The following is an 11,525-nucleotide window of genomic DNA, read 5'->3' as shown; positions in this document are numbered from 1 at the left end:
GTCAGGTTTCAAAAACCTGACGGGTGTTGAAAAAAAAGGTAAATACATTTACCAGTTAACCACGAATGTCTAAACAGATCCTTCCGTACCAGGACAGCATCCTTCAACTAAAAGGACCCATTTTCGTCTTCGGAGCCAGCGGCTTTATCGGTGCCAATTTATTCGATCAGATTTTTCAGCTCCGCAAGGATTGCTACGCCCTGACGCACGACGCCACCAAAGCCTGGCGGCTGAAGTTGCTGAACGTTCCGACGGAAAATGTCATTCACTGCGATATTCTTTCCCATAAATCGGTTCAGGAAATTTTTGACCGCTACAAACCCCGCACCATCTTCAACCTGGCGGCATACGGGGCCTACAGCAAACAGAAAAACGTCAACCTGACCTACGAAACCAACGTCAACGGGACGGTCAATATTCTCGAAAACTGCACGCCCGACACGGTGTATATCCACGCTGGCAGCAGCTCGGAATATGGTTTTAACTGCACCGCCCCGAAAGAAACCGATCGCGTCGAACCCAACAGCCACTACGCCGTTTCGAAAGTTTCGGCGGCTTACATGCTGGAATTTTACGCCCGCGTCCACGGCCTCAAAACCCTGAACCTACGGTTGTATTCCATTTACGGCGGCTGGGAAGAACCCGACCGGCTGATTCCCCGGCTGGTGGAAGAAGCCCGGAAAGACACCCTGCCCCCACTGGTTTCACCCGACATCAGCCGCGATTTTGTTTACATCGACGATTGCGTGGAAGCCTTCGTTCAGGCCGCTCTGAAAGTCGACAAAACCATCAGCGGACGGTCGTATAACATTGCAACGGGTCAGAAAACGACCATGCGCGAGCTGGTCGATGAAACCCGCAACACCTTTGGGTTGACCATCGAACCCGTCTGGGGTAGCATGGGAAACCGGCAGTGGGACCTCAGCGACTGGTATGGCGATCCCGAAGCGGCCAACACCGATCTGGGCTGGAAAGCCCGGACGCCCCTGGGTGTTGGACTCCGGAAAACCGCCGACTGGCAGATCCAGCACGCGTATGCCGAGCGCGTGCTGCCCGCGTTTGCCAACCCGACGCTCAACCCCGTCATCACGGCCATCATTGCCTGTTACAAAGACGCGCAGGCCATTCCGTATATGTATGATCGGCTGGTCAAGACGTTCAACGAGATGAAGGTCCGGTACGAAATCATTTTCGTAAACGACAATTCGCCGGACAACCAGGAAGAAGTCATCGAAGGAATTTGCGCGAAAGACCCCAACGTGATCGGCATTACGCATTCGCGCAACTTTGGGTCACAGTCGGCTTTTCTGAGCGGCATGGAAATTTCGTCGGGCGACGCCGTGGTGCTGATGGACGGCGATTTGCAGGACCCGCCCGAAATCATTCCCAGTTTCTACGAAAAATGGCAGCAGGGTTTTGACGTCACGTATGGCGTTCGGGTGCAGCGCGAAATGCCGCCCCATGTTCATTTCTTTTACCGGACGTTCTACCGGCTGTTCAAGAAAATGTCGTACATCAATATTCCGGTCGATGCGGGGGATTTCTCGATGATCGATCAGAAAGTGGTGCGCGAACTCGTGGCGCTGCCCGAAACCGAGCAGTTTCTGCGCGGACTGCGGGCCTGGGTAGGGTTCAAGCAAACCGGTGTGGGCTACGTGCGGCCGGAGCGCATGTTCGGCGTGTCGACCAACAATTGGACGAAAAACATCTGGTGGGCGAAAAAAGCCATTTTCTCGTTCAGCTTTGCCCCACTCGAATTGATGTCCTACGCCGGATTCCTGCTAACAGGGCTGTCGCTGCTGGGCATTCTCTGGCAGATTTTGGCTAAATTTGTGTTCTTCCCGAATACTCCCGCCGGTATCTCGACCATCATTGTGCTGGTCATGCTGTTCGGTGGTATCAATTTGCTGGGGGTTTCGTTTGTGGGAGAATACATCAGCAAGATTTTTGAAGAAACGAAAAAGCGACCCAAATTTATCCGCACCAAGGTTCGGAAAGGCGGGCACCTCTACAAAACCGCATCCGAAATCCGGGCGCTAGTGGAAGCGAGAAAGACAAAATAAGGTTTACGGTTTTCAGTTTACGGTCTACGGTGGGCTGGCGCATGCTTAAAGCGCCAGCCCACCGTAGACCGTAAACTGAAAACCATAAACCATAAACTAATCAAGTCTATGCGTAAAGAATTTTCTGCTGCGATGGAAAGGATTGCTGCGGCTGATGAGAAAATCATCTTCATCACGGGCGACCTGGGATATAATGCGCTTGAAAACGTGGCCGCCATCATGGGGCCGCGCTTCATCAACGCGGGGGTGGCCGAACAGAACATGGTCGGCGTGGCCTCCGGATTGGCCTACAAAGGGTATAAAGTGTTCTGTTACAGCATCGCACCGTTTGCGGTCTATCGCTGTCTGGAACAGTTTCGCAACGATGCCTGCCTGCACAATTTGCCGGTTTTTCTGGTTGGCAACGGCGGAGGCTATGGCTACGGCATCATGGGCTCCACGCACCACGCCATCGAAGACCTGGCCTGCCTCAGCGGTTTGCAAAACGTCAAAACCTGGATTCCGGCCTTTGCCGACGAGATCGATTCGATTGTCGATAGCATCGTTGCCGAAGGTCGACCGGCTTATTTGCGGCTCGGCGCCGGGCCGAAAACCCCCGAAGGCAGCGAAACCACCGGATCGTTCAGGAAAGTGGTGAGCAGCGAAAATCCGAAAGGAACCGTTGTGGCCCTGGGGCCGGTTGCCGCCAATGTGCTGAAAGCCCTGCAAACCTCCGACGCCCTCGGCAATCAATTCGACGTCTACACCGCCCTGAATCTGCCATTGGATTTGCCGACGGAATTGGGTCGGCAATGGGCGGATGCGAAAAATCTGCTGATTGTGGAAGAACACGTCAGCATTGGTGGTCTGGCGCAGCAATTGTCGGTCAAACTGCTCGAAAATGGCCTGTCGTTCCGGCAATTTGTCAGTTTGTCGGCGCAGGGTTATCCCGACGGGCTGTACGGCGATCAGAGCTACCACCAGCAGCAATCCGGCCTGGATACGGCGTCTATTCAGGAAAAACTGGCGGCTTTTTTGTGATACGATCATTACACAGGGTTGATCAGAAAACATCAGAGGGAATCAGAGAGGATTTGTTGAGTTGACCGTATGGAATCGAAAACACAAGCGGGAGCGGTTCAGGAAATCCGACCGAAAGCGATTTCCCAACGATCCGTCTTTCTGGGCGGGCTGGTGTTGCTGGTCCCGATCCTGGTCTATTTTTGGGTGTTCAGCCGGTATGCCATCAATGTTCCGAAATTCGAAGACCACATTCTGAAGACCTTTCTGTTCAACCTGGAGAAAGCCGATTCGTTCCGCGACAAGGTGTACGAATTTTTCCGGCAACACAACGAGCACCGCATTGTCTACGACCGGCTGATCACCTGGCTGGATTATAACCTCACCGGCAAGCTCAACTACATCCACCTGATGGTGGTGGGAAGCCTCAGCCTGGTTGCGCTACTGTTCGTGTTTGTCAGGGCATTACGAAAAGCGGGGGCGTCCGTCTGGATGGCTCTGCCGGTTTCACTGCTGCTTTTCAACCTGTCCCACTGGGAAAATATGTTCTGGGGCATGGCGGCCCTGCAAAACTTTACAGTGGTTGCGCTCGCCATTGCCACCTTCTACGAACTGGCGTTTAAAAACCGGGTGGGCTGGGTGGCCGTTCTGCTGGCCGTTGCGGCAACGATCACCAGCGGCAATGGCCTGTTAATCTGGCCGGTAGGCCTGATGATGATCTTTCTGCGCCAGGATTACGTGGGCGTTCTTCGCTGGATGGCCGCGCTGGCCGTCACCTTCCGGCTCTATTTTCTGAGCTACCAGAAACCGCCGGGGAATCCGACCGATCAGGGTTCGCTGCTGGATCAAATTCACGGCTGGTTTCTCTTCAACGGGGCTTCTGCCGAGGCATTTCCGATCCAGAATTTCATGCTCACCTGCCTGATTCTGGGCGTTGCGGTGGTCGGACTGGCCGCGTGGACGGGTTTTTCAACGCTTGGGCAGCGCTTTCGCGGGATTAAACTGAGCCCGTGGCAGTTGTTTTTTCTCGGCGGTGTGGCCTTTCTGGTCGGAACGGGACTCGTCGTGGCTTTCAACCGTGTGGGATTTGGCCTGGGTACGCTCACCACCAGTCGTTACAAAATCTATTCCTTGACGCTGCTGGCGTTTCTGTTTTCGTTCTGGATTGCCAACGCGCGCCCTTCACGCCGGTTTCTGACGGCGGGTTTAGCCTCAGGTTTCAGTCTGCTGATCGCCTTTTTTTCGTACACGACGTATTTAGACGAAACCATTAATTTGCGCAACTACCTGGCTACCATGCAATTCAACTGGACTTATACGCAAAACCGGCCAGTTTCTACCATCGATGCCCAAACCCGTGAATGGGTCGATAACGCGCCGACTTTTTATGATGCGCAGTTGTCGGCTCTCTTTCAGGAAGCCAAACCGGCGGCCGTGATCCGGCTGGATACGCTTTTCAAATCCGGCAACGAGTTTGTGATTCGTGTGGATTCCTTTCCGGCGCTGGGAATTCGCGACCAGGGCGCGTACCTGATTGCGCGGTCACCCCGCCGGATCTATCTATTTCCCACCCGGCAGAATCTTTCCGGCAGTCGCAAGCGATGGATTAAACCGGCGGCCACGTTCGGCTCCGGTTTTACGGCGCAATTTCTCGAAGCCGAACTGGATGCCGGTACGTATGACCTCCAGATTCTGGCCGTCGGCCCCAATTCGGAGTGGCGGTTTTACAGCACCGGACGCCAGGTTGTTTCGACCGGAAAACCGCTGGAATCCTTTAAGAAAAACTGGTAGTATGCAGGTATTCCGTAAATCGATCACGCTATTTTTACTCCTGACACCGGTTTTTCTGGTTGGCGCAACGGTTTTAAAATACGCCATCGACCTTCCGTACTGGGATGATTACCTGGTTCAGACGCATTTGATTTCCCTGAAAAGCGACACGGGAACCCTCCGCAAACTCAGTCGCCTGTTCGACCAGCACTGGGAACACCGGATCGTCTGGACCCGCAGCATTTTCTTTCTGTACTACAAACTCACCGGACAACTCAACTACTACAACCTCACGCTGGTTGGATTCAGCGGACTGGCGGTTTTGCTGTTAATGCTGTATACGGTTTTCCGGAAAACCCGCCTGCCACTGTATTACTTTTTGCCGGTTCCGTTCCTGCTATTCACGCTGCAATCGCACGAGAACCTGATCTGGGCGATGGCTTCCATTCAGAATTTTTACATCCTGGTTTTCGCACTGGGCGCCTTTTATCTGCTCGCCTATCCATCGCGCCGGGCCTTTGTGGCGGCTTTGTGCGTCGCCACGCTCGCCAGTTTCACCAGCGGAAACGGTTTTCTCATCTTTCTGATCGGTGCGATGCTGCTGTTCGGGCAGCGTCTTTTTCGCCGGGGAGCGCTCTGGCTGGTAGTTGGTCTGGCGTGTGTGGTCATCTACTTTTACAGCTACAACCGGATCACATTTTTTCCTTCGCCCTACCTCTACGGTTTCGGGCAGTGGATCAAAGCCTTTTTTGTGTTCGTCGGCGGTTTTGTCGACACCTATCCCTACCCCAAACCGGTCGCCATTGGCTACGACAACCCGATCTGGGTGACCATTCTGGTGGGTGTTCTGTTCATCGGGTTTGCAATCTGGCAACTGATCCGGCTTTTGCTGACGTATTTTCTGACCAACCGCCGTTCCATTTCGGCGATGCCCTGGTTTTGGCCCGCTTTTTTCGGCGGCAGTCTGCTGTTTCTGCTGGCAACGGACGCCATGACGGTGTATGCTCGTGTGGGGTTCGGCGGGGCGGGATACATGCTCCAGAGCCGCTACAAAATTTATTCGGGGCTGTTCATCAGTATCTGTTACCTCTATGCCCTCTGGATGTATCAGAAGCAGGACTGGCTGCGGTTTGTGTGGGCGGGTTTTCTGGTCGTGACTGTTCCGATCAGTCTGTATGCGGACTATCAATGTCTGGAAGGCATCATCAACCAGCGTCGAAAAACCGTGGGGGCGTATCTGACCTGGCGGCTGCAAACTCCGGTCCGGGAACAACGGACTTTTGAATCCGTGTATCACCCCCATGCGTTTTCTGATTCGTATGTGAATGCCGTACAAACCGCCCCAAAGGACACCACAGCAGCTTTCGACCGGATCAATGAAGAGCATTTTTTCCTAACGGTTTTCAAAAAAGAAGCTGCGAACCCCACCCTGGAACGACCCGAAAACGGTTCCTACATCGTGTTGCTGGGAGCCGACAGCAGTTACATTTACCCGGCGCGGCCGCTCCGCCCCTATTCGGTGCCGGACTCGGCCCTGCAATCCGGCAAAACCGGCTATTTTAGCCCCGCGTTTCTGGCGCAGGTTCCGAAAGAAGCCACCAGACCGGGTACGTACCGAATGGCCCTGCTGACCAACCGCAACGATTCGCTGCGGCTGGAAATGAGTCCGGTATTATTTCGTCACACCACCACGTATTAACCCATGTCCCTCTTGACACCAGCGACCGAATCCCCATCGAAAGAGAAACTTTACCTCGTTCAGTTAGACGGACTGCGGTTTCTGGCCGTCACACTGGTCATGATCGATCACTGGCTGGGCGAAAAGAACAGCCTGCCACTGGGGTATTTTGGCGTCAACCTGTTTTTTGTCCTGAGCGGTTTTCTGATCACCCGCATCCTGATTCACAGCAAGCAGGCGGATGACCGGCTTCAGCGGTCGCACGGGCACTCGTTGCGGCAGTTTTTCATTCGGCGTAGTTTGCGAATTTTTCCCATTTACTACCTGACCATCATTATTCTGGCGATCATTGGCTTTCAGGCCGCCCGGGAGAATTTCGTCTGGTTCATGACCTACACGCAAAACATCTGGATCATCATTCACCAGACCTGGTTTGGCGCGCTGGATCACCTCTGGTCGCTGGCGGTAGAAGAGCAGTATTACATCTTTTTCCCGTTTCTGGTGCTGTTCCTGCCGCTTCGCCGGTTGCCGGTGGTGTTGGCAACGCTGGTGGGGCTGGCCTTTCTGTTGCGGGTATACCTCTTCGCAACCGGAGCGCCCTGGATGGTGCAGTTCGTTTTCATGCCCGCCTGTCTGGATGCCTTCGGCTTGGGTGGTGTACTGGCCTTCCTGATGGTTTTTCGCCGGGAGCAGTTCAACAAACTGGTTGGCAACACGGGTTTTCTGCTGGTCAGTCTGGCTTTGTATGCCCTGAATGTGTATCTGATGTCGACGACCTCCTCCCTGCGGAATGTGTATACGGACGTTTTCGACCGGTTTTTCACCTCCTTGTTCTGCTTTTTCATCATCGGAAAAAGCGTCTTGGGCTACGGTGGTCTGGCCAAATGGGTGCTGGAACATCCGGTGAGCAACTACCTCGGCCGCATCAGTTACGGATTGTACTTATTTCATAATTTGGTTTTTAATTATTACCACACACCGCCCGATTTTATCACCGTTCGGGCCTGGAACCGGGTTCTGCGGGAACTGCCCTTTCTGGTCGATACGGGAGCTGATACGACGCTTAAATTCCTGTTTTTTTACGGGATTACGGTACTGTTAGCCACTGTTTCCTGGTATATGGTCGAGAAACCATTCAATGCCCTGAAAGACCGTTTTTCGTATTGATTTTCCGGAAACGAGTCCGTTGAATAAATCTAAGTGTGGGGGTAGGACAATTCCTACTTCCGATTTCCCTATCTTTGCTTTTATATTATTGTCCAACCGGCCATACGAACAGAAACCGAACAGGTTCATCAGCGTGGCCACTAATAAGTCTGCTACCAGCAAATGAGTTTACACCTATCAATAGTAATGCCGGCCTACAACGAGGAAGAGTGTATCCACGAGGTAGTTGAGACCTGGGTCGATCTGCTCACCCGGCAATTTCCCACTGAAAATACGCGTCTGATTGTGATCAACGACGGTTCCAAAGACCGCACCGGTGCCATTCTGGATTCGTTGAAACCCAAATATCCGACTAAACTGGAGGTGGTTCATACACCCAATGGCGGACACGGCAATGCCGTCGTTCGGGGATACCGCCACGCCGTCGCCATGGGATCGGAGTACGTATTCCAAACCGACAGCGACGACCAGTTTGTAACCGACGATTTTGCCAAACTGTGGGCCAAACGCCACGAGTCTCATTTCATTCTGGGCTACCGCCAGATTCGTTTCGATGCCCCCGCCCGGCTGGTCATCACCCGGATTCTGAAGTTCAGCCTTTTCCTGATTTACGGAACCTACATCAAAGACAGCAATATTCCGTTCCGGCTCATCAATGGAGCTTACCTGAAAAAATTGCTGGAACAACTGCCGGACCCCACGCCCTTTGCGCCCAATATTTTTCTGGCGGTCATGGCGCGGAAAGCCGGTCAGAAAACCTTCGACATTCCCATCGTTCACAAAGAACGACTGACGGGTACGGTTTCGATTCTACGCTGGAAACTGATCAAAGTTTGTTTGCAAAGCTTCCGGGAACTGGCCGAATTCCGCCTGGAACTGGGCGCGAAGGTGAAAGCCCTGAAAGCCGTGGATGTGAAGCAGCCCGTTAAACTGTAAGCTTTTCCTTCCGGAAAAGCGCCGTGATGACGCAGATTGAACGGAACTCACAGATTTTATCTGCGAAAATCCGCCCGGTCTGCGTCTTATTTTTGACGATTGGCCGCTGATGATTGACCGCTGACCGCCGTCGATCGTCAATGGTCAATCGTCAATGGTCTACCACTCAAGCTCACCTACATGACCAAAAAGCAGCTCTGGATTGGCATTGGTATTTTGGCGCTGATTCTCGGCGGCTACTTCGGGTACCGCTGGTGGAAAGCACCCGCCCGTTCGACCTGGATGCTGATTCCGTCGGATGCCTTGCTGGTTCTGGAGAGTGCGACTTTGCAGGATACGCTATCTAAGCAGGCCCGGCTGAATGAGATGGCCCTGCAGACCACCCCGGTTTTTCAGGAAGCCGCCCACAGCCTCGAAAAATTCGTCTGGGCACCCCTCGACACCGCCAGCGCCATTCAGTTTCTGAACGACAAACCGATCTGGTATTCGCTGCACCCCACGTCAAAAGACCGGCTGGGGTTCATTTTTTACATTCCCATTCGTTCGCTGCAGGATCAACCGTTTTTCAACCGCATCCTGAATCCCGACGCCAACCGGTTTCGGGTGCTCAGCCATCCCTACGAAGACACCCGGATTCACGAACTGCTCACCGTCCGCAACGAATCGCTGGGGTCGTTTGTGGTACTGGATGATTACCTGATCGGCAGTCCTTCCACAATTCTGATGGAAAGCGTCGTTCGGCGCATGAAACAACCGTTTACGGAAACACCCCTGCAACGGGCCGATGTGTCGCTGATCCGGCCGGGCAATCTGGCGGGCATTTACGTACGCAGTTCGGTGTTGTCGGCCATTCTTTCACCCAGGGAAGAAAGCACCGATTACCAGTCCAAATACATCAAAGCCCTGTTACCCACTGAGTTGCTAACCCGGTTTCGACAGTCGGCTTCCCGCTCCCACCTCATCGGACTGTCGACGGACGACATCGGTTCCAAGAGCGCACTGGCCAATCTCTTCGACCGGCAAACGCCTTTCCGCATCAATTGTGCTGCGCTTATCCCCGACCAGACGACCACCCTTTTTCATTTTAGCCTGAGCGACGGCCCCCGTTTCGGCAAAGCCCTCACGGCTTTTATCAATTCGGAAGACGAAGACGACACCCGCGAAGGTCGCCGGAAACTCCGGCCTTTGTTGCAGAACGAAGAAAACGGCATTTATAAATACGTCGGCAACGAAATGGCGCTGCTTCGGCTGGATGCCCCCAGCGCCGACCGGCGGCTGGTGATGCTGATTCACTCGCCCAATGTCGACCGACTGTGGGATCGTTACCAGCTTGCGGCTCTGCTGGCTTCCGGCACCGACCGGATTTCGAGTTCCAAACCGTTCCTGCGCTACCGGATTTCATCCATCGAAGCCCCCAACCTGCCCGCTTTTCTGTTCGGCGGTTTATTTCGCGGTTTCGAACAAAACTGGCTGGCCCAGGTGGGCGATTACCTCGTGATTGCCAACGGGCAGGGCGTTTTGCAGGAGTACCTGCAAGCCGTCGATCAGCGAACGGTTTGGTCGGAGTCCTACCGCCAGCGGGATTTGCTGACGCAGACCCTTCGCCCCGCCAACTTCACGGCCTACACCCGTTTCAGCCGGGCCGGGGAGTCCGTCACGGCCAACTGGCCGCAATCCTGGCAACAGTTGCTGAATCACGACGAAACCGCGCTTGACAACGTTGAAAACCTGATCTACCAAAGTACCTACGGACGGGAGCGGATTTATTCGACACTCATTCTGGGCCACACAACCCGTCGCGCCAGCGAAGCGGTGTTGAACCGGATTTTTCTTCAGCGAAAAATTGCCCTCAACGCACCCCTGCTGAATCAGCCGATGGTAATCGGCGATTTTGTCGGCAGTTCCGGAGCCATCTGGGCGGTCGATCAGTCCCAACAATTTCTGCTCATTACCCCCGAAGGGGAAAAACACCCGATGGGTTCGGTCAATGGCCCGGTGATCAGTCCGATGGTGCCGGTCGATTACCTAAGCAACGGGCGTTTGCAATACGCGTTTGCAACGGCCCGCTCCTTGTATTTCGCGGACCCGGTGAACGGGCTGGCCAAATTGCAATCCATCCCGTTGCCGGAAGGACTCGACCCGCGGACGATGATGGCCCCCCGGCGCGATCAAAACCGCTCCCTGATTCTGCTGATGCTTCATGCAGACGGCAGTGTCTACGGCTTTGACCGGCAGCGGAAGCAGTTTATCCGGCAATTCCCGGTGAACAGTGCCGCCGGGGAAGGCGTGTCGGCTTTTCACGCAGCCATTCGCAACCAGGCCCTTTCGGTGGCTTCGGTTCAGAAAGACGGTAAATTGTTTTACTGGAATGAAAATGGCGGTTTTGCCCCCGGTTTTCCACTTGATTTGAAAGCGGAACTAACCGGACCGGCCTGGCTGGAAGGCGGAACGCCGACCACCCTCACCACCCTGACGCGGCAAGGTGAACTGCTCAGTATTTCGGCCGATGGAAGGGTGCTGGAACGGAATCAACTGGTCCGGCCCATCCGGCGGGGTTCGTTCCGGCTTTTGCCCGAAGTAAATCAGAATGGCTATGTGTTGCTGCGGACGTCGGACACCGAAGCGGCCATTCTGGATCGAAAAGGCAATTCGTTGTTTGAAGTACGGGGCTTGCGACCGGGGCAAACAACCATCCGCTACCACATTTTGGGTTCTGGTGTCAATCTGATCAGCGTAAAATCCGGTAATTTTACCACAATTTACGACCTCGCGGGTCGTCCGGTTGGAGACCGTCCCATTCCGGGGAATTTCCCGGTGGAGTTACAGTTTTCGGCCACCCGCAATAAATTATTTGTCTACAGTACCGACAACAAAGCCGTTCAGATCTGGTCGGTGAAGTTGCGTTAAGCAGG

General features: G+C 54.2%; 7 protein-coding genes. All 7 read left to right on the top strand.

What is annotated here, in order from left to right; genetic code table 11:
- Positions 1–65 precede the first annotated feature (65 nt).
- The 7 genes from ACO064_RS29490 to ACO064_RS29460 all read left to right on the top strand — a co-directional run bounded on the left by ACO064_RS29490 (position 66) and on the right by ACO064_RS29460 (position 11,520).
- Complete coding sequence (locus tag ACO064_RS29490; protein WP_421830761.1) at positions 66–2,063, top strand: NAD-dependent epimerase/dehydratase family protein; 1,998 nt, start codon at positions 66–68, stop codon at positions 2,061–2,063.
- Positions 2,064–2,171: 108 nt separating this feature from the next.
- Positions 2,172–3,083, top strand: a complete 912-nt coding sequence (locus ACO064_RS29485; RefSeq protein ID WP_421830760.1) for a transketolase — start codon at positions 2,172–2,174, stop codon at positions 3,081–3,083.
- Between the two features lie 69 nt (positions 3,084–3,152).
- Positions 3,153–4,853 carry a hypothetical protein gene (locus ACO064_RS29480; RefSeq protein ID WP_421830759.1) on the top strand — a complete coding sequence of 567 codons (1,701 nt, stop codon included), beginning with the start codon at positions 3,153–3,155 and terminating at the stop codon, positions 4,851–4,853.
- A 1-nt stretch (position 4,854) separates the two neighbouring features.
- Positions 4,855–6,531: a hypothetical protein gene (locus tag ACO064_RS29475; protein ID WP_421830758.1), complete on the top strand. Its 1,677-nt coding sequence runs from the start codon at positions 4,855–4,857 to the stop codon at positions 6,529–6,531.
- 3 nt (positions 6,532–6,534) lie between these two features.
- Positions 6,535–7,677: an acyltransferase family protein gene (locus ACO064_RS29470; RefSeq protein WP_421830757.1), complete on the top strand. Its 1,143-nt coding sequence runs from the start codon at positions 6,535–6,537 to the stop codon at positions 7,675–7,677.
- Positions 7,678–7,839: 162 nt separating this feature from the next.
- Complete coding sequence (locus tag ACO064_RS29465) at positions 7,840–8,613, top strand: glycosyltransferase family 2 protein (RefSeq protein ID WP_114410000.1); 774 nt, start codon at positions 7,840–7,842, stop codon at positions 8,611–8,613.
- Between the two features lie 180 nt (positions 8,614–8,793).
- Positions 8,794–11,520: a hypothetical protein gene (locus tag ACO064_RS29460; RefSeq protein ID WP_421830756.1), complete on the top strand. Its 2,727-nt coding sequence runs from the start codon at positions 8,794–8,796 to the stop codon at positions 11,518–11,520.
- Positions 11,521–11,525 lie beyond the last annotated feature (5 nt).

The sequence above is a fragment of the Larkinella sp. genome, assembly GCF_965227735.1.
Lineage (GTDB): Bacteria > Bacteroidota > Bacteroidia > Cytophagales > Spirosomataceae > Larkinella.
The sequence above is the reverse complement of the archived record's forward strand: the minus strand, read 5'-3'. Positions and strand labels throughout refer to the sequence as shown.

Coding starts and splice junctions, on each gene's coding strand:
- ACO064_RS29490 (WP_421830761.1), top strand. CDS start 66: ATGTCTAAACAGATCCTTCCGTACCAGGACAGCATCCTTCAACTAAAA.
- ACO064_RS29485 (WP_421830760.1), top strand. CDS start 2,172: ATGCGTAAAGAATTTTCTGCTGCGATGGAAAGGATTGCTGCGGCTGAT.
- ACO064_RS29480 (WP_421830759.1), top strand. CDS start 3,153: ATGGAATCGAAAACACAAGCGGGAGCGGTTCAGGAAATCCGACCGAAA.
- ACO064_RS29475 (WP_421830758.1), top strand. CDS start 4,855: ATGCAGGTATTCCGTAAATCGATCACGCTATTTTTACTCCTGACACCG.
- ACO064_RS29470 (WP_421830757.1), top strand. CDS start 6,535: ATGTCCCTCTTGACACCAGCGACCGAATCCCCATCGAAAGAGAAACTT.
- ACO064_RS29465 (WP_114410000.1), top strand. CDS start 7,840: ATGAGTTTACACCTATCAATAGTAATGCCGGCCTACAACGAGGAAGAG.
- ACO064_RS29460 (WP_421830756.1), top strand. CDS start 8,794: ATGACCAAAAAGCAGCTCTGGATTGGCATTGGTATTTTGGCGCTGATT.